Origin of the sequence: Paenibacillus aceti, from assembly GCF_003614185.1 — a bacterium.
In the GTDB taxonomy this organism is placed as follows: Bacteria; Bacillota; Bacilli; order Paenibacillales; family Paenibacillaceae; genus Fontibacillus; species Fontibacillus aceti.
Map to the genome: position 1 here is coordinate 2285456 of NZ_KZ987724.1, position 25433 is coordinate 2310888.

At 49.0% G+C, this 25433-nt stretch carries 21 protein-coding genes and 5 tRNA genes; 5 read left to right on the forward strand and 21 right to left on the reverse strand.

All coding sequences use genetic code 11. The features are described 5' to 3' along the window. The first annotated feature begins 53 nt into the window (after positions 1–53). Positions 54–692, forward strand: coding sequence for a helix-turn-helix transcriptional regulator (locus tag BFJ94_RS10315; protein ID WP_120462603.1), 639 nt, complete (start codon positions 54–56; stop codon positions 690–692). 78 nt (positions 693–770) lie between these two features. On the opposite strand, the gene BFJ94_RS10320 is transcribed toward BFJ94_RS10315, so the two are convergent. Beyond that, positions 771–1019 carry a YuzB family protein gene (locus BFJ94_RS10320; protein WP_120465177.1) on the reverse strand — a complete coding sequence of 83 codons (249 nt, stop codon included), beginning with the start codon at positions 1017–1019 and terminating at the stop codon, positions 771–773. Between the two features lie 178 nt (positions 1020–1197). Here BFJ94_RS10320 and BFJ94_RS10325 point away from each other — a divergent pair, with 178 nt between their 5' ends. Continuing rightward, positions 1198–1815, forward strand: a complete 618-nt coding sequence (locus BFJ94_RS10325; protein ID WP_120462604.1) for a superoxide dismutase — start codon at positions 1198–1200, stop codon at positions 1813–1815. 73 nt (positions 1816–1888) lie between these two features. Here BFJ94_RS10325 and BFJ94_RS10330 read toward each other — a convergent pair whose 3' ends face one another. Further along, positions 1889–2914 carry a LacI family DNA-binding transcriptional regulator gene (locus BFJ94_RS10330; protein WP_120462605.1) on the reverse strand — a complete coding sequence of 342 codons (1026 nt, stop codon included), beginning with the start codon at positions 2912–2914 and terminating at the stop codon, positions 1889–1891. Between the two features lie 111 nt (positions 2915–3025). Between BFJ94_RS10330 and BFJ94_RS10335 the strand changes: the two genes are divergently transcribed. Both BFJ94_RS10335 and manA read left to right on the forward strand, forming a co-directional pair. Continuing rightward, on the forward strand, positions 3026–3943 hold the full coding sequence (locus BFJ94_RS10335; protein ID WP_120462606.1) for an ROK family protein: 918 nt from the start codon (positions 3026–3028) through the stop codon (positions 3941–3943). 49 nt (positions 3944–3992) lie between these two features. Next, positions 3993–4937: a mannose-6-phosphate isomerase, class I gene (gene manA / locus BFJ94_RS10340; protein WP_120462607.1), complete on the forward strand. Its 945-nt coding sequence runs from the start codon at positions 3993–3995 to the stop codon at positions 4935–4937. Positions 4938–5011: 74 nt separating this feature from the next. Here the strand turns inward: manA and BFJ94_RS10345 are convergent, their stop codons facing one another. The 16 genes from BFJ94_RS10345 to BFJ94_RS10420 all read right to left on the reverse strand — a co-directional run bounded on the left by BFJ94_RS10345 (position 5012) and on the right by BFJ94_RS10420 (position 18758). Then, entirely contained in the window at positions 5012–5524 is a 513-nt protein-coding gene (locus tag BFJ94_RS10345) for a DinB family protein (protein ID WP_120462608.1), read from the reverse strand. A 28-nt stretch (positions 5525–5552) separates the two neighbouring features. Next, complete coding sequence (locus BFJ94_RS10350) at positions 5553–5768, reverse strand: DUF3006 domain-containing protein (protein ID WP_120462609.1); 216 nt, start codon at positions 5766–5768, stop codon at positions 5553–5555. 8 nt (positions 5769–5776) lie between these two features. After that, positions 5777–6712, reverse strand: coding sequence for a ComEC/Rec2 family competence protein (locus BFJ94_RS10355; RefSeq protein ID WP_120462610.1), 936 nt, complete (start codon positions 6710–6712; stop codon positions 5777–5779). A gap of 145 nt (positions 6713–6857) precedes the next feature. Further along, positions 6858–9077 carry a hypothetical protein gene (locus BFJ94_RS10360; protein WP_120462611.1) on the reverse strand — a complete coding sequence of 740 codons (2220 nt, stop codon included), beginning with the start codon at positions 9075–9077 and terminating at the stop codon, positions 6858–6860. A gap of 229 nt (positions 9078–9306) precedes the next feature. Beyond that, positions 9307–9379 (reverse strand) — tRNA-Lys (locus BFJ94_RS10365). Between the two features lie 171 nt (positions 9380–9550). Beyond that, positions 9551–9623 (reverse strand) — tRNA-Lys (locus BFJ94_RS10370). A 166-nt stretch (positions 9624–9789) separates the two neighbouring features. Then, positions 9790–9875: transfer RNA gene (locus BFJ94_RS10375), tRNA-Leu, on the reverse strand. Positions 9876–9972: 97 nt separating this feature from the next. Beyond that, positions 9973–10413 (reverse strand): ASCH domain-containing protein, encoded by a 441-nt coding sequence (locus BFJ94_RS10380; protein WP_120462612.1) that lies wholly within the window; start codon positions 10411–10413, stop codon positions 9973–9975. Positions 10414–11003: 590 nt separating this feature from the next. Beyond that, a tRNA-Ile gene (locus BFJ94_RS10390) sits at positions 11004–11077 on the reverse strand. A 26-nt stretch (positions 11078–11103) separates the two neighbouring features. Further along, positions 11104–11177, reverse strand: a tRNA-Met gene (locus BFJ94_RS10395). 60 nt (positions 11178–11237) lie between these two features. After that, positions 11238–11402 carry a hypothetical protein gene (locus BFJ94_RS25380; RefSeq protein ID WP_162944234.1) on the reverse strand — a complete coding sequence of 55 codons (165 nt, stop codon included), beginning with the start codon at positions 11400–11402 and terminating at the stop codon, positions 11238–11240. Positions 11403–11549: 147 nt separating this feature from the next. Continuing rightward, positions 11550–13037, reverse strand: coding sequence for an ABC transporter substrate-binding protein (locus tag BFJ94_RS10400; protein ID WP_120462614.1), 1488 nt, complete (start codon positions 13035–13037; stop codon positions 11550–11552). Continuing rightward, positions 13034–13924: an ABC transporter ATP-binding protein gene (locus tag BFJ94_RS10405; RefSeq protein ID WP_120465178.1), complete on the reverse strand. Its 891-nt coding sequence runs from the start codon at positions 13922–13924 to the stop codon at positions 13034–13036. The genes BFJ94_RS10400 and BFJ94_RS10405 overlap by 4 nt, the downstream gene beginning before the upstream one ends. Before the next feature lie 10 nt (positions 13925–13934). After that, a complete protein-coding gene (locus tag BFJ94_RS10410) occupies positions 13935–16835 on the reverse strand; it encodes an ABC transporter permease (RefSeq protein ID WP_120462615.1) in 2901 nt (966 codons plus the stop codon). Beyond that, complete coding sequence (locus BFJ94_RS10415) at positions 16835–17947, reverse strand: efflux RND transporter periplasmic adaptor subunit (RefSeq protein ID WP_120462616.1); 1113 nt, start codon at positions 17945–17947, stop codon at positions 16835–16837. Before BFJ94_RS10415 ends, BFJ94_RS10410 begins: the two co-directional genes overlap by 1 nt. Continuing rightward, positions 17910–18758, reverse strand: a complete 849-nt coding sequence (locus tag BFJ94_RS10420; protein ID WP_229717186.1) for an ABC transporter ATP-binding protein — start codon at positions 18756–18758, stop codon at positions 17910–17912. Before BFJ94_RS10420 ends, BFJ94_RS10415 begins: the two co-directional genes overlap by 38 nt. A gap of 255 nt (positions 18759–19013) precedes the next feature. Between BFJ94_RS10420 and BFJ94_RS10425 the strand changes: the two genes are divergently transcribed. After that, positions 19014–20600, forward strand: a complete 1587-nt coding sequence (locus BFJ94_RS10425) for an S-layer homology domain-containing protein (RefSeq protein WP_162944235.1) — start codon at positions 19014–19016, stop codon at positions 20598–20600. Positions 20601–20729: 129 nt separating this feature from the next. On the opposite strand, the gene pyrE is transcribed toward BFJ94_RS10425, so the two are convergent. From pyrE to carB, 3 genes are all read right to left on the reverse strand, one after another. Beyond that, on the reverse strand, positions 20730–21371 hold the full coding sequence (gene pyrE / locus BFJ94_RS10430; protein ID WP_120462618.1) for an orotate phosphoribosyltransferase: 642 nt from the start codon (positions 21369–21371) through the stop codon (positions 20730–20732). After that, the gene (gene pyrF / locus BFJ94_RS10435; protein ID WP_120462619.1) at positions 21365–22102 is read right to left on the reverse strand and encodes an orotidine-5'-phosphate decarboxylase; all 738 of its coding nucleotides are present in this window, start codon (positions 22100–22102) and stop codon (positions 21365–21367) included. Before pyrF ends, pyrE begins: the two co-directional genes overlap by 7 nt. Positions 22103–22215: 113 nt before the next feature. Then, the gene (gene carB / locus BFJ94_RS10440; RefSeq protein ID WP_120462620.1) at positions 22216–25431 is read right to left on the reverse strand and encodes a carbamoyl-phosphate synthase large subunit; all 3216 of its coding nucleotides are present in this window, start codon (positions 25429–25431) and stop codon (positions 22216–22218) included. Positions 25432–25433 lie beyond the last annotated feature (2 nt).

Below are 25433 nucleotides of genomic sequence, written 5' to 3' on the forward strand. Positions count from 1 at the left end.
AATCGGCGAACGAATACCTTGAAGACTACTACTAACCCAAGGGAGGGGCTGTTATGAGTCAGATACAACCTATATCCACCAGAGAGCGGATTCTGCATATGATGAAGACGGTTGGTCCCCTCAGCGCCAAAGAGATCACCCATGAACTGCAAATTACGGAAATGGCCGTTCGCAGACACCTTGGTTCTATGGAACGTGATGGACTGATCGAATCGAAGATGATCCGGCAAACCCTGGGCCGCCCGACGGCAGTCTATGGCTTAACCGATACTGCGGAAGGGATGTTCCCGAAGAGCTATAGCACGCTGACACTCGACTTGCTGGATTCCCTGGCTGAAGAGAGCGGCGAGGACATGGTCAATCATCTCTTCGAACGCCGCAAGGAAAAATTAACTCAAAGATACGAATCCGAAATGCAAGGCAAAGACTTTAATGAAAAGGTGCTGCGACTTGCCGAGATTCAAAATGAGAACGGATATATGACGGAATGCACAGCCCAAGAGGATGGCAGCTTCGTATTAAAAGAGCATAACTGTCCGATCTCACAAATCGCCGATCAATTCAATCATGCCTGCGAATGCGAGCTTAAGCTGTTCGAGACTCTGCTGGATACAAAGGTGGAGAGAACAGAATGTCTCGTCGAGCAGGGCAAGCGCTGTGTCTACGTCATCCACAAACAACCAAAGCCTTGACCTAAAAAGTCTTCGGAAGCATCTGCCTTCGAAGACTTTTTTATCTAAAAGCATAATCCACCCTCATATTACACAACCTTATATATCGTAGAACGCCTTAAGCTCGGCTTCAATCGCCTGCTTAATCAACCGGAGGCATTCCTCTGTTGTCTTGGCGAATACCTTATTCCCGTTCACCATCGCATAGGGTCTTGCCCGGCACATGCCGCAGAAATTCAGGCAATCTGTCCGCATGACGGCAATCTCCGGGTATTCCTCCTCCAGCTGCTCCAGATCAAGCGCGCTTATCCGATTGTTAGTACATATCTCCACGACAACGATGCCCATTCCCACTTGTTTTTCACCTCTTCGACCAATAATTATGATGAACCGATCCAGCTTTGTCAATGGAGACAAGCAATTAATATACTTAACATACATATATGTTGACTAAGTGTCTGAATAGCTATATAATAATAATTGTCGGAAATGACGCTACATAATACAAGAGAGGATGATTTAACCCATGGCACATCAATTACCTGCACTTCCTTACGCGAACAATGCACTCGAACCTCATATCGATGAACAGACTATGATGATTCACCATGATCGTCACCACAATACGTATGTAACTAACCTGAATGCAGCACTGGAATCTGCTCCTGAGCTTCAATCCAAATCTGTTGAAGAATTGATCGCTGATTTGGACAGCGTACCTGAAAGCATTCGTACTGCAGTTCGCAACAATGGTGGCGGACACGCTAACCACTCCCTGTTCTGGGAAATTATCGGACCGAATGGCGGCGGCCAACCTTCCGGTAAGCTTGCTGAAGCCATCAACAATGAATTGGGCGGCTTCGACAAGTTCAAGGAAGACTTCTCCAAAGCGGCAACCACTCGCTTCGGTAGCGGCTGGGCTTTCCTGGCCGTTGACAAGAACGGCAAATTGTCCGTATACAGCTTGCCGAACCAAGATTCACCGATTATGGAAGGTAAGACTCCAATTCTCGGCATCGACGTATGGGAGCATGCTTACTACCTGAAATATCAAAACAAACGTCCTGACTATATCGCAGCCTTCTTCAACGTTATTAACTGGGCTGAAGTTGCGAAACGCTACGAAGCTGCTTTGAACAAGTAATAAATCAATTCTCTTTCAATCTCGTAATATACAAAAGGACCGGTATCTCCATGGAGATCCGATCCTTTTTTATTTAACCCAGCTTTCTTACGGAGTCCCGTATCACCAGCGTTGGCGGCACAAAGACACGAATCATATCGCGATTGCGGCCGGATAGGGAGAGAAGCAGGTCTGCTGCCGCATGGCACATCTTTTCCTTTTCCACATGAACCGTGGTCATCCTCAGCTCCGGCATCGCCGAATACTGCAGATCGTCATACCCCACAACGGACACCTGCTGAGGAACCGTAATCCCCCGCTCCTTCAGAAGTCCAACCAAGATATAGGCAATCCGGTCATTTCCACAGAAAAAACCACTCGGAAGCTGATCCAGCTCATTCAGCCATAGCGCTATTTCCCGCTCCGTCTCATCATATCCGTTCGACTCGGTCAAACAGTATTTATCGTAGATATGTACACTCTGCTCCCGCATCGCCTTCCAAAAACCGAACCACCGTTCCTCATGACTCGTTGTCAAGTTCGTCGGGCCGATGAAGCCAATTTCCCGATGTCCCGCCGCGATCAGCACTGAGGTTGCTTCATAGGCTCCTTCGATATTTGCAGAGGTCACCACTGGACATGGTAAATCTCGATAATAGGAGTCCAGCATGACCAGCGGAAGCTCCATATCCCATACAAGCCGCGCATATTCCTTATCTACAATTCCGAATAGAATAATTCCGCGGCAAGGAAGCTCCGACACCAGCCCAGGCAGCTTCAGCCCGGACTCCATCTCCCGATCAATCGGAGCCACAACAGCATTATAGCCTCTACCTCTTATGCTGCGCTCCAGTCCCCAGATCATGTCGTGAAAGAATTGAAAATGGTCATTATCCTGATAGCTCATAATCCGCTCCGGAAACAGGATCAATATGTTCATATTGCCAGCCTCTTTGGCCGCAAATTGTCCGTAGCCGAGCTCCTTAGCCGTTTGCAGCACTTTATAGCGTGTCGCCTCGCTAATTCCCTTTTTATTCATCAAGGCCAGTGATACTGCATTTTTGGATATATTAAGCTTGTCGGCAATATCCTGCATCGATATTTTCTTTTTTCTGGCCAATTGTTTTCATTCCTTTCGAAACATGTTAAACTAAACCTAAATATACTTTACAAAATATATTTTTGTCAAGTTTGTCAAGTTAATCACTACTCATATTATGGAGGAATTGCTTTGAATTACGCAATCGGTATTGACATTGGCGGAACCAAAACCGCCATAGGACTCATCGATCCGACAGGCCACGTGCTTGCCAAGACTGCGCTTCCTACCGATCACACGGTATCCCCTCATGTCATGGTGGATAGAATGGCAGCGGCAATCAAACAGATGATGGCAGAGCATCAAGTCACAGAAGCTGATATTCTCGGAATCGGTGTTGGCGCTCCAGGCCCTTTAAATACGCAAAAAGGGGAAATTACCGCACCGCCTAATCTAAAGGGCTGGTGGAACTTCCCTATCGTCGAATCCTTGAAACGACACTTCGACTATAAAGTCGCGTTTGAGAATGATGCGACCGCAGCAGCACTGGCAGAGAAATGGCTGGGTGCGGCGAAGGATGCGGAGCATTTCGTCTTTATCACGATCAGCACCGGCATCGGCGCAGGTATCTTCAGCCATGGCAAACTTCTGACCGGAGTAACGGGGAATGCGGGGGATGTCGGGCATTTCGTTATCGATCCTGCTGCGGGAACCTGTGTCTGCGGTCAGGAAGGTTGCTGGGAATACGTCGCTTCGGGTACGGCGATCGCTAGACAAGCCACTGATATACTCGGCCGTGAAGTCACATCCAAGGAAGTCTTCGCCCTCGCTGCTGAAGGTGATCAAGAGATGAAGGCGTTAGTCGATAAAGTGTTCCGTTATATCGGTGTGGGCTGTGTCACCTTGATTAATACTCTTGATCCTGAGAAGCTCGTCATCGGCGGAGGGGTATCTCAGATCGGTGAGCCGCTCTTTGCCGCGGTTAGAGATTATGTGTCCAAGCATGCGCTGAATCCATCCGGACGTAATACACCCATCGTTCCTGCCGCTCTATTGCAAGATGCCGGGCTGATTGGAGCCGCAGCGTTGATTCATGTTGATTATAAATAAGTGTTTATATACGCATCTACACACATCCAAGGAAAAGGAGAACATAACTATGAATGAACCTATTTTTCTGCAGCCTGTATTTCAAGAACGCATTTGGGGAGGACAGAAGCTAAAGCAATTGTTCGGCTATGATATTCCTTATGAACGTACTGGCGAATGCTGGGCTGTATCGGCGCATCCGAACGGGCAAAGCATCGTCAAGAGCGGCCCTCATCAAGGCATGAAGCTTGGAGAGCTATGGGGTTCCCATCCAGAGCTATTCAATTCTTCTTCTAAGGTCTTCCCGCTGTTGACCAAGCTGCTGGACGCCTCTGATGATCTGTCCGTACAGGTCCATCCTGACGACGCCTATGCAGGTGTTCATGAGAACGGGGAGCTGGGCAAGACAGAATGCTGGTATATCGTGGATGCCGAGCCAGGTGCCTGTATCATCTATGGTCATGAAGCGAAGACGAAGCAAGAGCTTGAAGCTATGTTCGCCGCAGGCGACTGGGATACTCTATTGACGAAGGTTCCTGTAAAAGCCGGAGATTTCTTCTATGTACCGAGCGGTACGATCCACGCCCTCGGTAAAGGCATCGTCGTGCTGGAGACACAACAAAGCTCAGATACAACCTATCGCGTCTATGATTATGACCGCAAGGACAAGGATGGCAACACTCGCGAGCTTCATCTGGAGAAGGCCATTGACGTGACTACCGTTCCGCAGTCCTATCAACCGCAAGCTTACGAAGTTAAAGAGCAAGAGAATGCCGTCATCACCTCCTTCGTATCCAATTCATTCTTCACGGTGGAGAAGTGGAATATCGACGGTGCGGCGATCTTCCCGCAGATTGAGAAGTATACGATCTGCAGCGTAATCGACGGTAGCGGCGAGCTGTCTGTCGGCGGAGATCGCTATCCGCTGGCAAAAGGGGATCATTTCATTCTGCCTGTCTCCTTCGATGCTTTCCAATTGAAGGGTAAGCTTGAACTGATTATCTCTCACGAATAACTCATATAATACAGTAAAAGAAAAAAGGCTAAGCAGTCCGTTAAACGGATTCCTTAGCCTTTCTCTATTGCCTTCTATAGATAACGTTCAGCAATGATGTTCAGATGATGGATCGCATGCCCTGCGACGATATAGCCAAGCGAGCGCGCCGAACCTTCTCCGCCCCCATAATGGCCCATACGCTGCCAAGCTGTCTCATCCAGCCCTCGTATCAGCGACAACGTTGCTGCCCGAACCGCGTTGAAATCCTCCAACAACTCCTTCATCGTAAATCGATCAAAGTTCGCATTGCTGACGAACAGCTGCTCTTCAAAGCTCGGCAGTGGCGTCACATCGCCTCTAGCAATGCGAAGCAGCCGATAGCTCATGATTCGCTCAGTATCTGTCATATGGCCTAGCACTTCTTTAAGGCTCCATTTACCTTCTGCGTAACGATATAGTCCCTGCTCCTCGGTCACGGAAGCTAGACGTTCGTATACTTGTTCAATCTGCTCCTTCAATACATGAACTATATCTCCATCCGGTACCAGAGCAATATATGGCTGAAAGTGTACTGGAAACTCCCCCGCCTGTGGTCTTGATAACATCCCATCATCCTCCCCTAGAATATAAGTCTCAATCTTCTTCCCATATTTCGTCCATCAATGCCTTGATTTCCTTACTTCTACTTTCCGTTTTCTGCCGATTAGTTACCCATTTGCAGTCTTTCCATTCTACGACATCCCCTGCCCTGACTTCCTGATCAACTTGACTGAGCGGTACATCCTGAACTCTGCCCTCTACTTCAATTCGGCAAAGCTCCCCTTCAAAGCCTTCAACGATCCCTAGCATGACAGCGTTCACCTTTCCGTCGTAATATAATACTTACTACCATCGGAGGCTATCTCGATATTTCCTTGCAGATCATTACGGTATACCTCTACATGCTGCTTCGCAAGCCGATCCAGAATCGTCTGCTTCGGGTGACCATAGCTATTATCCTCCCCGACCTGGATCACCGCATATTTCGGCCGGACCCGCTTCAAAAAAGCGGGCGATGTCGATGATTTCGAGCCATGATGGCCAACCAGCATCACATCTGCCTGCAATTCCCTCCCTGCGGACAGCATCGCCTGTTCGCTCTCTCTCTCCGCGTCACCCGTAAGCAAATAGGAGCTGCTTCCATATGTAACTCTAACAACCGCGCTCATATTGTTCGAATCATCACTCGCCGCCACCGGAGCTACCATTTCTGCATCTACTGCCTCGTCCCAATCCAATTGAACTCCAGCCTTGGCTGTCTTCACCTTGAGTCCTTTATTCTTGATGGATCTGAGCAGCGACTCATAGGTTTTCGTATTCGCCTGAATCTTCGGCATATAGATGTCCCCGACCTCGAAATGATCAATCACTCGATCAAGGCCACCGATATGGTCCGCGTCCGGATGGGTCCCGATCACAATATCGAGATGCTTGACACCATAGGCATGTAAATCATCGACCATTTGTTGTTCACGGTCATTATTGCCTGCATCGATGAGCATCGTCTTGCCAGACGGACTGATCAGCAGCTGTGAGGCGCCCTGACCAACATCCAGGAAGATGACACGCAATCTTCCAGCCTCGGCTCCAGTCTGTGTCGTGGTCGCAGAGAAAGAGGAGTTGTTCGGATCCACCCAATCTTGCCAGCCACCCTCCACCAAATAAAAACCGATAAAGAGTGTCAGCAGGACAACAATAATGCTGTTTCTTGGTGTGTTGCGCTTGGAATTTCGTTTCGTTTTGCGTTTAGCCATCGTTGAATTTCATCCTCTTGCCTAGTTCTTATTAACAGAACGTTTGTTCTTTAATTATATGCGAAGCATGAATTCGAATCAACTAAGATTATATAGATAAAGCCACCTTCGCTTTGACGAAGATGGCCCATCGATTAGATTTTATCTATTTAACGGTAACCCGTACAGATACTGTTTTCGTACCATACTTAGCTTTGATCACAGCTGTTCCTTTGCTGACGGCTTGGATTTTGCCGTTAGTAACTGTGGCTACCGATGCCTTGGAGGTCGTCCATACGGCCTTGTCAGTAACGGTGGCTGTAGCGCCGGTATCGAATGCTGCAGTCAGCTTAACCGTTTTTACATTACCCGGTGCAAGCTTCAGACTCTTCTCATCAATCGTCAGCTTCGTCAGTTTAGGAACTACGTTCACTTTAACGCTGACAGCATGTCCTTGATAAGAACCTTCCAAAGTCGCTGTTCCCTCGGCAATAGCTTTTACCGATGTTGAAGAAATTGTAGCAACCTTCTCATTCGAAGATTTCCAGCCCATTTTGCTGGACAAGGTAACTTTCTTGCCATCAGCATAATAACCGGTAACCTTAATCGCTTTGCTCTTCTTCACATTTAATTCAATCGTTGTAGGTTCAACGACGATTTTGGTGATTTTCTGTTCAATCGTCACGGGAATACTGATCGTTTTATTGGAATAGGTCCCCTTCAATGTAGCAGAACCCTTGGTTAGCCCTTTAATGGCCTTGCCAGTGCCCGTCGTTTTCACAACCGCATTTATACCCGTTACCGTCCATTCTACATCAGCTGATACATCCGCTTCTCCGCCATCTTCCCATACCGCTGTAACTGCAGGGAGTGGAGTCTCTTCACCGACGATAAGATTTAATCTTTCACTCGGCGCGATCAGGGTAAGCACTTTCTCCTTCACGGTAAGCTCAACGCTGACGACCTCTCCACGAATACCGAGCGGAGAAGTTACTGCTTGTTCAGGAAGCTTGGCAGTAAGCGTAACCTTGCCTGCTTCCTTGGCGATGATTTTATCATCCTCAATCTTGGCGATATCTTCATTGCTGGAAGTCCACTTCATATGGCTACTGAAATCGATCTTATCATTATCCAGCTTAGTACCCGTTATCTTAGGAAGAGCCAGCTTCTCATCCTTGTACATTTCTAATTCTGTCTTCTCCGTAGTCAGCTTCGTAATCGTAGGTGAAACCGTCACTTTAATGCTCTTGCTCACCCCAAGATGGCTGGCCTTCACAGTAGAAGAACCGGCGGTCATCCCGGTGATCAAGCCTTGGGATACGGTCACAGCCAACGGAGTCGATGATGACCATTGTGCAGATTGAGTCACATTCTCTGAAGAATTGGCGCGATTTCTCATTTCTGCTTCAAGCTTCAGGGTTTCACCGATAAACAACAGCTGATCTTCTGAAGGCTTAAGCAGAATAACTTCAAACGGAGCACGAACATATACATCAACCTCAGCTTTTACCCCGAGATATTCCACTTTAATCGTCGCCTTGCCGACAGCCTTGACCTTCAGCTTACCCTCTTTGATCTCAGCTACTGCGCTGTCAGAGGAGGTCCAGGTTGCCTTATCCGTAACATCCACTGTGGATTGGTCACCGCTTAATGTCGATTGAGCCACAAGCGCTACTTCATCGTCACCGATCAGCAGTTCAACATCTTCACCGGTCACACTCGACCCGTTGCGAAGGATATTAAGTTCAGAATACGGCGAGCTTACTGTAGCTTTAAAAGAAGCCGTCAATCCTTTATATTTGGCTGTAATTGTAGCGGAGCCTTCACCGACAAGCGTAATTTTCCCCTTCTCGATCGTCAGTACCATGGCATTCGAAGTAGACCATTCAGTATCTTCTGTTACATCCTTCGTCTCAGTTTCACTGCCTGCAATGGCAGCCAACGCTTTAACCGTCAAGTTCTTATCGTTCGCTCCCAGCTTATACTTCCCTTTTTGTGAATATTCCAGTGTCAATTCTTTATAGCTATCTACTGCCTTAACTTCAATCGTTGATACTGCAGCATTGTTGTATACAGCTGTAATAGTAGCACTGCCACTCTTCAATGGCGTTACAAAGCCGTTATTCACACTAATAATCTCCGGCTGATCGGAGGACCAATCCACCGCTCTGGTTAAGTCACGTTTCACAGAGGAACCTTCTACCGTCCCCCATACCTTCAATTGCTTCGTAGTCTTCCCAACGGTAAGCTCGAGTACGGAACCAGAGCCTTCAATATCAATTGAAACAACATCTCCCGTAGCCGCAAAAGCGCCCGTAGGAAATACGACAGCTAGGAGCAGCGCCACTGTAAGGAGCCATCCTGTCAGTTTCCTTTTTTGAGTCATTCATTTCTCTCCTTTTTGGTTGTCAACTCTGCCGGAATCCATATTCAGGCCTATAGGTAATATATCGACACACAGGTATAATTTCGTTACCCCATACCGGGAAATAATACATTTGTCCTACAAAAAAATTCTTCGTATACAAAAAAAGACACCCCGGCCGGCCATCCATCCATTCGCCAAGAGTATCCTGAAAAAACAAAGAAACGGCATCTCTGCCGTTTCTAAAGGATGGATCGTCAGGGACTCGAACCCTGGACCACATGATTAAGAGTCACGTGCTCTACCAACTGAGCTAACGATCCATATTATTAATGTCATCACCAACTCTTATATAATAACATAAATAATTAAGAGTTGCAAGACTTTTTAAAAAATCAATTGAACCTCAGCCTCAACTTCGGTAACCACATCCACCGCCCAGGCGGCTGATCCTAAAGAGAGAAAGAAACGGCATCTCTGCCGTTTCTAAAGAATGGATCGTCAGGGACTCGAACCCTGGACCACATGATTAAGAGTCACGTGCTCTACCAACTGAGCTAACGATCCAAATTGTTAATGTCATTAACAACTATTACATAATACCATACTCTTTTTTGAGATGCAACATTTTTTGTGATGTTTTTATCTGTTGATCTAGGGGATAGAAAAGACCGCAAATCACTCATGATCATGAGAGCCTTGCGATCTTTCCAATCTTCCTAAAAACATCCGATGCCGAGAGCGGGACTTGAACCCGCACGGTGGTCACCCACCCCAGGATTTTAAGTCCTGTGCGTCTGCCGATTCCGCCATCCCGGCCGATTGACGCATAATGCGCCTAGATGAGCAGATTTCCTATGTATAAGAAAAATCCTGCGTTTTTGATTATAGCATGGTTGTCCCCTAATAATCAAGCTCAATTCCTAAGAGGATGATCACAATTCCATAAACCGAGTCTCCCCACCACGCTCAGCGGTTCCTTCAGCAACCTCATATCCGTCATTTCCCAAGCATAGCGTCCTGCGCTAAAATCGCCAAATATGTATTCTGCACCGTCCACAAGATCCGCCTCTTCTCCCAGGATCGCAGCCGTCCCCAAATCCGCTTTGACGTTGTAGCACTGCTCCAGCCTTCCTACTGCGACAACTGCCCCTAAGGGCAAGCGTTCCGCCGTATACCCATGTTTCTGCAATATGGAGCGATAGGGTTCTTGCCTGCAAATTTTCACATCTACCTTCTTGCCAGCATGGATTGCGATTTCTCCACGATAATTCGTTCTCCAGCTTCGGGTCTCAAAGCGCTTCTCCCCAATCGCAACCAGAGTAGCCCAGGGCTGTCTAATCGTTATTGCCTTCATTCATGAACACCCCCTTGAAATGATGCATGCAACCTAATATGGACTCCTTCTACCATACAGATAGACAAACGTACAGGCATCCCGTAGTTATGCGCGTATAATGGTGTGAACCTAAAAACAAAGGAGCTGAAGAAAAATGTCAGAATGCCATAACAAATGTCCAGAACAAACCGTATTTGACCCACCAACATCAGTATATCAAGACTATTACCATCCACAAGTTGTGAACGTATTGCATCCTGTTGAGATCATCAGACGACATCACTGTGTACCCATGCCTAATCATCAATATTGCTTCTCTGTAAAAGACGTATATTGCGGTGGACCTGAACTGAGAGGCAAAAAACGCGGCCGCTAAGCAAAAAAAGTTCTCCACTCAACAATAATAGCTATCCCAAATATTGAATCACATGGATCCCCTATAAGGCCTTGCATTAGACATGATCATGTAAGCGCGATGACAAGCCAGGCTTCCCATTTGGAGGCCTGGTTTTCACCAGTTCAGGCTGTTCGAGTTCAAAATCTACAACTCTATCATCCCTATGAACAGCAAAAAACCCTTGCAAACAAAGCAAGGGTTTCTCGCGCTATGGGCCCTGAGGGACTCGAACCCCCGACCAATCGGTTATGAGCCGACCGCTCTAACCAACTGAGCTAAGGGCCCTTGCGACAAGTGACTAAAATTAAGTATTGCGGGGGCAGGATTTGAACCTACGACCTTCGGGTTATGAGCCCGACGAGCTACCGGACTGCTCCACCCCGCGACAATAAATAGCGACAAGTAATAATATACACTAAGGCACCCTAGTCTGTCAAGGGGCACTTTAAGGAATAAAGCGAACTCCGTACTTTCCGCGTCGAGAACGGAAGATTTCGATCTCGTTCATCCGGTCGAAGCCGTAGATCCAACCGTCTTGCTCCAATCTTTTGGCCAAGCAACCTGCTTGAAATTTAGTGCGGTACAATTTATTGAAGTATACCCAATGCATAGTTGCCGATCTCCTCCATAATCTAAATGATTTGTCGATATATAGATTGCCCCTTTTTGCATAAAAAAAGCCGCCGAAAAAATTTCCAGCGACTTGTCATTGATACAATTAGATTGAACGATCGAACTCATGAATATCTGGATCGATCTAACCTTCATGAGTTTCCGGGAGATATGGTGTTCCATCCTCCTGGAACTCTATCTTCGGATTGAGCTTGATCTCCTGCAGCATTTTATTGCCTTTTTCCGCCCAATCCTTCAACGCTTCTGTAACGGATTTCTTATTCTCCAATACCTCTTGAAGATAATTACGTCCGATGTTCTCCACGGAGTACAGTCCACGCTTCTCCTGTTTCAACTTATCATCCTTCGGATTGGCAGGAGGAACAGGTTTCAACGCATAGAAGGCCTCCAGATTATAGGATTGACCTTGTCTTGGCTGAAGGTAAGACTTACGGGCGATCATCTCATACGAGTTGCTCCGCGACTTTAACTTCGCCCAATCTTCCCCAGTGATGAACTTGATATAATCCCAAGCCGACTCTGGATTAGGTGCATTATTATTAATGGCAAATGTACTGCTCAAATAAACATTGCCCCCGATATCCGGCTTCTCGGGATGAACCGGTACTGTAACGACATCCCAATCAATTGGCGTATAATCTTTGATCTTGGCTGCATTGGCATTGGTCTCCGCAATTTCATTCACATAATTGCTCTCTGAAATCACCATCGCAACCTTGCCCGATAAGAACATATCATTGCTGACTGGAGTCCACGGCTCTTCAAAGCTATAATCACTGTTGTTCGGTATGACTTGTTCCTTGACCAGGGTAGACAGGGTATCCCATGCCTTGACCCATTGCGGGGAATTTACCGTCATCGTCTCGGCCTTCTCATCATACGTCCTCAACTGCAAAGGAGCCATATAAGTGTACTGCATGCCCCAGAACAGGTCATTGCCTCGATAGCGTTCAAAGCTAAATCCATAAGTCCGATCCTTGCCTGACCCTTTCGCTACCCGTTTGGCCAAGTTTAGCATATCATCCCAGGTCATTTTATCGGTTGGAGGCTCAACCCCTGCATCAGCAAATATCTTCTTATTATAGTAAAGCGCGGACGAGGTGAATGTAGGCGTTAGGGCATATATGCTGCCTTCTCCCAAATCCTTGATCCCATCGATTACTGCGGGGACAAAGTCACTTGTATCGAATTTATCCTCCTGAATCAACGGATCGAGCTGCTTCAGCATATTTTCCTGAATTAACTGCTTCAAGGAGCTTGTATCCGTCATTATAATATCGACCGGATTACTCCCGGTCATAATCTTCTTCATACTCTCCAGATAATCCGGCTCTTTAAAGTCCGATCCGTCATTATACCGCCATTCACTCTGATCGATGGCCGGGACAATTTCGATTTTCACATTTTTCCGGTCGTACTCATAGATATCTGTGTATTGTTGACGAAAATAGGAATCATCTGTACTCCCATACATGACGCCGATACGGAGTACCTTCTCTTGCTTGCTCTCTGGAGCCTTCGTTCCGGTACAACCGGCGAGCAGCCCTAAAGCCAATGTGGCTGAAAGAGATACTGCCATCATTTTACGCATTTTTCCGTGCTTAAGTTTCATGCGTTCTCCTCCTCTAATGATTTCGGCGCCGTAATTACAATCTTATCTCCGTCAAATTCCATACTCGCTCGCCCTTGAATCCCGACCGCATCAAGATATTCCTTAGGAACCTGCAATCTTCCGACTCGATCGACCACCACGAATGCCTCATGCACTTCCTGGAGCCCGCCTTGATGCAGGTTCTCCATCGATGCCAGATCCAGATTCGGATTACGCTTGAGGAATTCCGTACTCGTCAAGCCATCGCGAATGGCAACGACCCGGTCTACCTTACCTGCCAGTGTCAGGTCATGCGTGACGATCACGATCGTAATCCCCAGCTCACGATTCACGTTTCGAAATATGCTCATGATCTGATCGGAGGTCGAGGTATCGACCGAACCCGTCGGTTCGTCAGCCAGCAGCAGCTTCGGACGATTCGATAAGGAAATAGCGATAGCTACCCGCTGCTGTTCCCCACCTGATAACTGGTGCAGCTTGCTATGCATACGATCCTTCAGGCCAACCCATTCCAACAATTGCTTCGCATAGGCGCGATCTAATTTACCGCTTAACAGCATAGGCATCTCTACATTTTCCAGAGCCGATAAATAAGGAAGCAGGTTACGTCCATTGTTCTGCCATACGAAACCGACCGTATTGCGCTTATATTCCACCAGCTGATCGTCACGGATTTTCAGCAGATCCCAGCCGCCTACATTAACTTGACCCGCGGAAGGGCGGTCAAGACCGCCCAGGATGTTCAGCAGGGTTGATTTCCCGCTGCCGCTATTACCGATAATCGCCATCATCTCGCCCTGATGGACCGTCAAATTCAGACCTTGCAGGGCCACGACTTCAATATCTTCGGATTTAAAAATTTTCACTAAACCTTCGCAATGAATCATTTCACTCATATTACCGTTCCTCCCCCATCTTGACAGCCTGATGTACACGCAAGCGGCGGATCTGCCAGAATAAGAGTCCCGCACCGAGCAGCAGCATCACCAGGACGACAACATACAATTGCATCGTGTCCGAGGAATTAAAGATGATTCTGAACGGCGGAACCTGTGAGGTTACATTGTCGGTCGTCTGCAGGAACGGCAAATACAATTTGCCCGCCACTTTACCAATAACGATCCCTAGAACGATCGATAATCCCGCAGTTAGCAGCTGCTCTGCGAGCAGCATCATCGTAAGCTGTTTGCGCGATAAGCCCATCGCACGTAATATACCGAATTGCACGACGCGGCTCGATAAATTGAAGAACCAGTACATGATATAACCGATCAATGAGACGATCACTGAGACGAGGAAGCCCATACTCAGAATGCCGAATACTCCGCCGCGCGTAGGATGCTTCTTCTGTGTAGCCAGCTCGCTGCGGACGTCCCGAACCGAATACAGATCGATATTCTCCTCAGCCAGCTTCGTAATAAGCGGAGCTACCTTAGCATCCGGCTTCATCTTCAGCCATACCTCATAAGGCAAGATGGTGGCCTGATCATAGATATAGTCAAGATTGGCGATGATAAATGGAGACTCATCCGGATACAGACTCGGCCAATATGGCAGAATGCCGTACACAATGAAATCCACCGAGCGTTCCGCAAGCGAAACCGTAATAATATCGCCCGCCTTCAGCTGATATTTCTCCGCCAAATTAGACGGAACCAGCGCAGCGCTCTCATTCATCCCCAGCAAATTCAAATATTGATACGGCTGCGCCGGGAACAGATCATTACGGAACCAGGCTACTTCATAAAAATCAGCATTATCGATCCCCATAATATTCCCTTGGCCTGCTGAACGACCGGAAATGATCAGATTCCCGCGCGTCTGCAGCACCCGTGCGGCATGCTCTACACCATCCAGCTTACGGAATATTTCGAATGGCGGCTCGGTATAGATCGTCTTGCCTGGCTTATTGCCTTGACCATTCGGTCCTCCAGGACTACCAGGGCCCCCTGGACCTCCACCTGGATTCCCTCCTGACTTGCCACCACTTCCATTCTTTCCTTGACCCGATCCGGACGGTGGCTTTGTCGGTGTCTCGGTTGACTCATCCCACACCGCTTTCATAATCACGTCTGAACCGTACTTATACAGCGTACGCTCGGTCGAGTTCACATCGATCGTTCGGGCGGCAGAAGCATTATATACACCAAGACCCAAGGTTAGAACCAACAGGATCATTAACGGATAATAGGACGATGCCGAACGAGACAGCTGAGTAAGACTCAGATAATACGGAACCGGCAGCCATTTCTTGCCGATCCAGCCGATCAGTTTCAGAATCCACGGAAAGACCCGCAAGAAAAATAGCCCGATCGAGAAAATGGCCAAGGCTGGCACGAAGAACAGAAAAGGCTGTACCTGCAGTTCATCCGTCGTCATCCCCGTCTGGAATGTTAACATTTGGCGTTCATAGAACAAATAATAACCATACCCGGCGATCCCCATCAATGCGATGTCCAGGAACCAACGCTGCCAGGTCGGAAGGCGATCGGTCCGCGCCTGCTTGCGCTTCGCATTTACGATGGATGCGCGGGCATAGGAGACCGCTGGCAGTACCGTAGCCAGAATCGCAATGAGTACAGCTAACGCACCGAGAAGAAGCGCATCCATATTGAAGCCGACAGGAATCGATTTACGATTAACGAAGGTAAGGAATCCGTCGGCGGAGCCGATGCTCTTCGACATGAACCAGCCCAGCAAAGGCCCGAGCACCAGGGAAACCGCCCCTAATATAATCCCTTCCAGCAAATAAATGAAAATAATCTGCTTGGTAGAAGCTCCCCGGCTGCGCAGCACAGCGATATCACTCTGCTGCTTATCCAGAGACTGTCTTGCATTCATGACGATATAATAGAACACCATAGCAATCATCGGAGCTGCCAGGGTGAACAGCAAAGTCTGCATTTGCAGGCTCTGCTTGCGGAAATCATTAAGCAGATCGCCGAAGGATAAATCCACCTTCGTATCCTTCAGCTTCTGATACAGCTCTACATTCAAGCGGTCGAGCGTACTCGATAATGGAGACAATTGACTCGTCTTGATCTCGCGTAAATCAAAGGCATAATACCAGCTTGAATTATGAATAGGTAATGATAATTGCTTCATGAGGACATCATTGAACACTTTCTCGCTCACGTAGAAGCTGTTCATCATCCCTTCGAAGCCTTGATACCAATAAGGCTCCGTCCCGTCCTTCGGCTGGAATATACCAGCGATCTTCACTTGCAAGGTGACATTCGTACCGGAAATCGGATATTCCATCACATCTCCGACATGAAGATCTTGACGATACATGGCTTCTTCCAGCATCAAAGCCTCTACTACTTTACCGTCAGAGCTGTCCGAGGCCAGGTTCCCGCCCGTCACAGAGATATGATCCTGAAGGCCGCTCATCGAGTTAATCGACATCGTACGATTTCGGCTTGCATCGACCTTGCTTGGATCTAGAGGGTAGACCTCAGCACTTCTCAGAGCCCGATTGTTCACATAAGCATTGAACGGGAAATTTATTTCCCCGGGAATATCTTCAACAATATACTTATTTACCGCCTCAATCCCGGCCAAGTCGGTCTTTCTACCGCCCGTGGCCTGATAGCTCATCAACAAGGAGCCTGCAGGCAAGCCCTCACTTTGTTCTTTTAATGTGTTAGATACAACGCGCTTAAGCGCTCCGTCTGAATACATCGGGATGCTAACCGTAAAAGAGACTGCCACGATCAAACCAATTAAGGTGCTCAGCGTTAACCATTTCGTGTTCCACATTTTACGGAATAGCAAACGTAACATTGGCACTCCCATTAACGACCCACTACTTTCTGTCCAGGTGTGAGCCCCTTAAGGATTTCATACTCGGTTGATGTCTGCATGCCTACTTCCACATCAACTTCCCGCTTGGAACCATCTGCTTCAACAACCTGTACATAGGTACGTGAACCGATCGAACGCAGGGCGGATATCGGAATTAATGTTGCATTTTCCTTCCGGCTGGTCACAACCTTCACACTTAATTGGCGGCCACGCTCCAAGTCCTTCGGCCATTTATCCAATTCGACAATCAAATATTTATCGATGGAATCCTTATCAGGTGCATTGTTATTTCCACTGTTGCCGCTGTTTCCACTATTCCCGCTATTCGCGGAATCCGCAGGTGCTGGCATAGCCTTGATTTTACCGTTTACTACACCAATCCCGTTGATATCCACTTCAGCCTTCATACCGATGGACAGCTTCTGCAGATCTTCCTTACTGAAGGATGCCGCCACGACGAGGGAAGATGTATCGGAAATAATGCCCAAGGAATCATAAGCTTTGATGGTGCCGCCCTTCTGAGCATTAATAGAGATGACTGTGCCAGAGAATGGCGCTCTGAGTGTCCCATCGGCAATTTTCTGCTCCAGATCGGCCAATTCCTGACGCTGTTCCTCAAAGACGATCGAGGCCTTTTCAAATTCTATTTCGTCCATTTCATCCTTTTTACGCAGCGTTTCCTTCATCGTTAATTCCTGCTGACGGAAATCGAGCTGCTTTTTACGCAGATCCCTCTCCAGATCCTTCGTTTCAAGCTCAATCAATACATCGCCTTTTTTGACTTTATCTCCCGCTTTAACGAGGACGTTCTTGATATGAAGCCCATCTTCTGTAAAATAAATCGGTTCTTCGCGCTGGCTCATGATCTTGCCGACCGCATCTACCTTATTCTCAATCGCGCCTGACTTCACATCATACTCCGGTTTCTTCGAGATCGTCGGCGGAGTGATGACGGGCAGCACTTCCTCCTCTTCTTCATTAGGAAGCAACGAGCATCCCGTCGGCAGAAGCAATGCTGCACACAAAGACAAGAGGCCCAGTGATCGCATCACCCTCCCTTTCTTTCTAGTTAATGAATCTTCCATCCACCATTTCATAGACATGGTCTGCTACCTCCAAAATTGTTGGGTCGTGTGTTGTCATACATATTGTCACATTTTCTGTATGTATTATATTTTTGAATACAGCCATTACCTGAGCACCCATCTGGGTATCCAGATTCGCTGTAGGTTCATCCGCCAGCAGTAGCTTCGGACGATGTGCAATCGCCTTGGCGATCGCTACGCGCTGCTGCTCACCGCCGGACATTTCGAAGGGTCTGTGGAACATCCGCTTTCCAAGCCCTACCAATTCAAGACAGTGAGTTACCCGTGATTTCCACTCGCTGGAGGGCACATTCGCCATCCGGAGTGATAATTCGACATTCTCCCAAGCTGATAGAAGCGGAAGCAGAGCATAGGCCTGAAAAATAAAGCCGATCTGATCCCGGCGCAGCTTGGTACGCTGATTGTCGCTTAAGGAATGAAGAGGCTGATCCCGGAAATAGATTTCTCCCGAGGAAGGCTGGTCAAGACCGCCCAGCATGTTCAGCAATGTCGTTTTACCTGAACCGGATCTACCTTTTAGCATGACGAGCTGACCACTATGAACCTCCATATTAATTCCTTTAAGCACATGAAGCTCCCCCCCTCCTACTGGAAAAGAGCGGTGAACATCCTTAACAGACAAAACCAGACCTTTAGGTCCTTCCTCTGCTACCGGTGCTTGAGAAGATATTTCCACCGTAGCCTGCTCCTGCCCAGATGGGGAGTCAGCCGGCTCGGATTCAATTTCATCAATATGCTCAGTATGGTCGGCAGCTTTCTCATCACCGGGTTCAGAGGATTTAACTGGTTTGCGAAGCCATCGCATCATCTTGTATCGGTCTCCTATATGATCTATTTTTTTGGATTGCGTTATTGGAACGCGGCTTTCACCGTTTGACCTACGTATCCTATACGCTATGCATTATAAACGAAAATACATGGCAAAAAGTTACAAGATTTTTTACGAAATTGAGATTATCTTTTTGCAGGTTTAATTACCAAAATTTTAATGCTGATAGACGGACTCTTTTCTGATAGTATAGCAGAGATTTCTATTATCTACTGGAAAAGAGGCCCAACCAACATGAAGATTACTAGACTTACTCTTCTCCTGCTTGCATGTCTGCTGCTTGTAGAACCTCTAACCTTGGCCAAGAGCAGCTCGCTTCCGTTCCAGGATATCGGACAGAGCTATGCCAAGGAGGCCATACTCTACTTACACCAGAACAATATAATGAACGGGACCAGTGAGCACTACTTCTCCCCGAACAAAACGATGACCCGCGCTGAATTTGCTACTACACTTATCCGTCTTCTACATATGGAGCCAGTCGACGCTGCCGTCCCTACCTATATGGATGTGAAAAGAGAGACCTGGTACTATGAAACCGTGCAGGCCGCCAGCGAACTCGGCCTTGTTAACGGGAATGGGGGCGGAATCTTCTCCCCGGAAAGTTCTATAACTCGACAAGAAGCGGCAACCCTAATAGTACGCGCTCTGAAAGAGCAGCCAAAGACCTCCGGACTCGGACAATTCGCTGATCAGGCCTCGATCTCCTCCTGGGCACGGCCTTATGTTGCCACTGCTGTCCAGCAAGGATTAATGCAAGGAAGCGGCGGCTACTTCCATCCCTATCAGGCTCTGACGCGGCAGGAAGCGGCCATGCTGCTATACAGAGTGCTGCAGAACGGAAAATGGCAGGACATGATCAGCTCGAAAGCCCCCGCAACCATCCAGATCGGCTGGCAATACGGACAGACGACCGACGAATACAAGCGTTCGATCAAGAACTCCAACATCAATGTCCTGTCACCACGCTGGTTCTTTCTTAATCAAGACGGTACCATGGCTAGCCATGTGGACTCCTCTCTGATCAGCTGGGCGAAGCAGAATAACAAAGCGATCTGGGCGATGGTGGGCAACCGTTCTCTTCAAGAGGATACGCATGCGATGCTGTCCTCGAAGCAGGAAGCGACCGCTTTTATTGCCCAGCTTAAGGCTGCCGTCACGAAATATGGCTTGCAGGGCATTAATCTCGACTTCGAGAATGTAGCTCCGCAGGATCGAGAAGCCTTGACCGCCTTTACAGCTGAGCTCGCGGCGCAGTTGCACCGGATCGGTGCCAAGCTGTCCGTCAACGTCTCCCCGGATTGGAACAACGACTGGACAGCAGCATTCGATTATGCCAGCCTCGGCAGCAGTGCGGACTATATCATTCTGATGGGCTATGATCAGCATTGGTCCGGATCGCCTAAGGCCGGCTCTGTTTCCTCTCTGCCTTGGGTGGAGCATGGTCTGGATGCACTACTGAAGGAGGTTCCTGCCTCCAAGATTATACTGGCGCTACCGCTATACAATCGCGATTGGGTGACGGACAGCAAGACGGGGGCTGTTACCTCCGAGGATGTATCCTTGTCTGAACAGAACAAGCGACTGCAGAAATTCGGTGCCCGATATAATTGGAAAGAAGAATTAGGGCAATATCAAGCAGAATACACGACGAATGGAGTAACCCACCAGCTATGGCTGGAGGAGACACGATCACTCTCGACCAAATACGGACTGGGCGCCGAACGAGGAATCGCCGGCTTCGCCTATTGGCATATCGGCGGAGAATTCCCGGCTATATGGCCGAGCCTGCGCAATATGTCCAAATATATGGCATACTAAAAGAACAATGTGATTCAGCAGCTATTGCCGCTAATCACATTGTTCTTTTATTCAAGACTATTATCGATCTCCACCAACTCGGCTGTATAGTCCCCCACTAGCTAACGGAGGTCATGATATAAATGCATATTACTTGCCGAAGGACGCCGGGTCCTGTCTCCAGGACTTCAGTAACTCCAGATCCTCCTGCCTGATCACTCCGCGCTCCACAGCTACCTCGATCAGTGCAGAATAATTAGACAGCGTCTGCAGCGGGATGCCCGCTTCCTGGAAGGCGTTGACCGCCTTGTCCAATTGATAACTGAAGATCGCCAGCACTGCCAGCGGCTCGGCGCCGACACTGCGCACCGCTTCAGCAGCCTTGATCGAGCTGCCACCTGTAGAGATCAAATCCTCGATGACGATAACCTTCTGTCCCGGCTTAATCAAGCCCTCGATTTGATTCTCCTTGCCATGGCCCTTGGCCTTGTCGCGGATGTAAGCCATCGGCAAGCCCAGCTTCTGCGATACGAAGGCCGCATGAGGAATGCCTGCTGTCGCTGTCCCGGCAATTACCTCCGTATCGGGGTAGAATTTACGGATCACTGCAGCGAAGGATTCAGCGATCAAATCGCGGATTTCCGGATAGGACATGGTCAAGCGGTTATCACAATAGATCGGCGACTTAATGCCCGAGGTCCAGGTAAAAGGCTCACGGGGACGAAGAGCCACCGCTTCAATGTCTAATAAACGGCCGGCAATCTGATTAGCGATAGAATTTATGTTTACCATGCTTGCTTCATCTCCTCAATAATTTGTAGTGCAGCGTCTCTTGGACTAGGAGCGGTAATAATAGGGCGGCCCACCACGATATAATCCGTGCCCTGCTTCATCGCTTCCAATGGAGTAAGTGTGCGCGACTGATCGCCGACTGCGCTTCCGGCCGGACGAATCCCCGGTGTGACCGTCTTGAAGTCTTGCCCACAGGTCTCCTTGATCGCCCGCACCTCCAGAGGGGAAGCGACGACTCCATCAAGTCCCGCCTCCTTCGTCAAGGAAGCATAGCAGACAACGGATTCTTCCACCGTTCCGGGAATGCCCAGCTCCTGGTTCAGCATCTTCTGATCTGTACTTGTAAGCTGAGTCACTCCGATCAAAATCGGCTGTTTTAGCGATGGCGAAGCAGATAAGGCCTCCATTACGCCTTCCTTGGCGGCCTTCATCATCTTCAGTCCTCCGGCAGCATGAACATTGAACATGTCTACACCAAGCGAAGTGAGGCTATACGCGCCATTCTTGACGGTGTTAGGGATATCATGCATTTTCAAATCCAGAAACACCGAGTAACCACGTTCCTTCAACTCACGCACAAAATCGGGTCCCGCGCTGTAATAGAGCTGCATGCCTACCTTCATATAGCAAGGAATCCCCTCTAAGGTCTTGATAAGCTCTCTCGCCCGCTCTGCGGTTGGATAATCCAGGGCAACCATTAGTCTTCCAGCGGCCTGTTCGAATCTATTCATGCTCTCGCCTTCCTCCTGTCATACTGGCGGCTCCGAAGCGATGCATCCGGAGCCGCAGTGGTATTTCCAAAATCATTCATCCAATGATTATGAAGCCTTCATTCTTGCTTCGTTTATTGTATCGCTGGCATGGCCTGAGAGGAGAAATTGAGCGTCTCCAGCATTTCCAGCAGCGCCCGGACGGTGTCCAGCGAAGTCATACATACGATGCCATTCTCCACTGCCTCCCGGCGGATTCGGAAGCCGTCGCGCTCAGGCTCCTTGCCCTTGGTCAGCGTGTTGATGACGAAGTGAGCCTGACCATTGCGAATCAAGTCGAGAATATTCGGCTCTCCATCCTTCAGCTTGTTCACCGTCGTTACGCGGATGCCTGCCTCTTCAAGAGCCGAAGCCGTGCCCGAGGTGGCGATAAGCTTATAGCCGAGATTGTGGAAGCCACGCAGCAATTCGACGGCTTCATCTTTGTCTTTATCAGCCACAGTAGCGATAATCGCTCCGCTGACTGGTATCTTCATACCTGCTCCCAGCAAGCCCTTGTACAGCGCTTTGGCATAGCGTGGATCGCGGCCCATTACTTCACCAGTAGATTTCATCTCTGGCCCAAGCGTCGGCTCGACACGGCGCAGCTTGGCGAAGGAGAATACCGGTACCTTCACGGACACCTGCTCGCTCTCCGGCCACATGCCTTCTTCATAACCAAGCTCCTTGAGCTTCTGACCGAGAATACATTTCGTAGCTATATTCGCCATCGGGATGCCTGTTACTTTACTCAAGAAAGGCACGGTACGGGATGACCGCGGATTCACCTCGATGACATAGACCTCATTCTTATAGATGACGAACTGGATATTAACGAGGCCGACGGTCTTGAGCTCCTTGGCAATCCGAATGGTGATATCGCCGATCTTCTCCTTGAGCTCATCCGATAGATGCTGCGGTGGATATACCGCAATCGAGTCACCGGAGTGGACGCCAGCCCGTTCGATATGCTCCATGATTCCTGGAATCAAGACGGTATCGCCGTCGCAGATTGCGTCAACCTCTACCTCTTTGCCGAGCATATAACGGTCGATCAGCACCGGATGCTGCGGATTGATCTTCACAGCTTCCTCCATGTAGCGCAGTAGATCCTCGTCCGAATAGACGATCTCCATCGCTCGTCCGCCTAGCACATAGGATGGCCGGACCAGAACGGGATAGCCGAGCGAACGTGCCGTTCCTACGGCTTCATCCACAGAGGTCACCGTGCTGCCCTTAGGCTGTGCGATCTGCAGTCTCGATAAGAGCGCCTCGAATCTCTTGCGATCCTCCGCCTCATCGATGCTCTCCAGGGAAGTCCCGATAATTCGTACTCCCGCCGCTTCCAGTGGAGCCGCCAGATTAATCGCTGTCTGTCCACCGAATTGGACGATGACTCCTAGCGGCTTCTCTTGCTCGATGATGTGCATTACATCCTCGAAGAAGAGCGGTTCGAAGTACAGACGGTCTGATGTATTGAAATCCGTCGAGACCGTCTCCGGATTGTTATTGATAATGACTGCCTCATATCCGGCATTTTGGATAGCCCATACCGCATGTACCGTAGAGTAGTCGAACTCGATCCCTTGACCGATCCGAATCGGACCGGAGCCAAGCACGATAATCTTCTCTTTATCCGTATGGATGACCTCATTCTCCGTCTCATAGGTCGAGTAGTAGTATGGAGTCGATGCCTCGAACTCCGCTGCACAGGTGTCAACCATTTTATAGACCGGACGAATCCCTTGCTCTTTGCGGAACGCCGTTACACTAGCTTCGGTCACATAAGAGCTGCCTGGCTGTCCAGCGGAGCGAAGCTCAGCAATAGCGCGATCCGTGAAGCCCAGTCTCTTCGCTTCATACAGCGTTGCCTTGCTTAATTCGCTCTCTCCAGAGATGCGGCTCTCGAACTTCACCAGTCTCTCGATCTTATCGAGGAACCACCAGTCGATGCTGGTCAGATCTTGAATTTCCTGCAGCTCATAGCCGCGACGGAAGGCTTCGGCTATCAGGAACAACCGTTCATCATCCGCCTTGATAAGACGATGATCCAACGTCTCCTTATTAAGCTCTTCCGTTCCTTTCAGATAGAGGCGATGCGTACCGATCTCCAGCGAGCGGATCGCTTTATGAATCGATTCCTCAAAGGTCCGGCCGATCGCCATCACTTCCCCGGTCGCCTTCATTTGCGTGCCGAGCTTCCGGTTGGCATGGACGAATTTATCGAATGGCCAGCGCGGAATTTTGCTGACGATATAATCCAGGGTCGGCTCGAAGCAGGCGTAAGTCTGCCCGGTTACCGGATTGATGATCTCATCCAGCGTATAACCGAGAGCGATCTTAGCCGCCATCTTGGCAATTGGATAGCCCGTCGCCTTGGAAGCCAGCGCTGAGGAGCGGCTGACCCGTGGGTTCACTTCGATGACATAGTATTGATAGCTCTGCGGATCCAGAGCGAACTGTACGTTACAGCCGCCCTCAATATTCAGGGCGCGAATGATCTTCAGCGATGCCGAGCGGAGCATTTGATACTCGCGGTCAGATAAGGTCTGGCTCGGTGCGACGACGATGCTGTCGCCGGTATGAACGCCGACCGGGTCGAAATTCTCCATATTACAAACGACGATGCAGTTGTCATTGGCGTCCCGCATCACTTCATATTCGATTTCCTTCATGCCGGCGATCGATTTCTCGATCAAGCATTGTCCGATCGGACTATAGCGAATGCCGGAAGCCACGGTCTCTTTGAATTCTTCTTCATTCATACAGATTCCGCCGCCGGTTCCACCAAGCGTATAAGCCGGACGGACGATCAGCGGATAACCGATTTCTTCCGCGAAGCGCAGCGCTTCCTCCACCGTCGTAATTATCGTGCTCTCTGGTATCGGCTGCTCCAGCTCACGCATCAGTTCGCGGAACAAATCGCGGTCCTCCGCTTTTTCGATCGAGGTTAATTGCGTGCCGAGCAGCTTCACATTCTCGCGCTCCAACACACCTGCGCGGGCCAGCTCCACCGCCATATTCAAGCCCGTCTGCCCGCCGAGGGTCGGCAGCAGTCCGTCCGGACGCTCCTGACGGATAATCTGCGTGACGAATTCGAGCGTGATCGGCTCGATATATACTTTGTCAGCCATATTCGTATCGGTCATAATCGTGGCCGGGTTGCTGTTTATAAGCACCACTTCTACGCCTTCTTCTCTCAAAGCCTGGCAAGCTTGAGTACCAGCGTAGTCAAACTCTGCCGCCTGACCGATGACGATCGGGCCGGAACCGATGACAAGAATCTTCTTCATTTCTTTATTAATCGGCATAG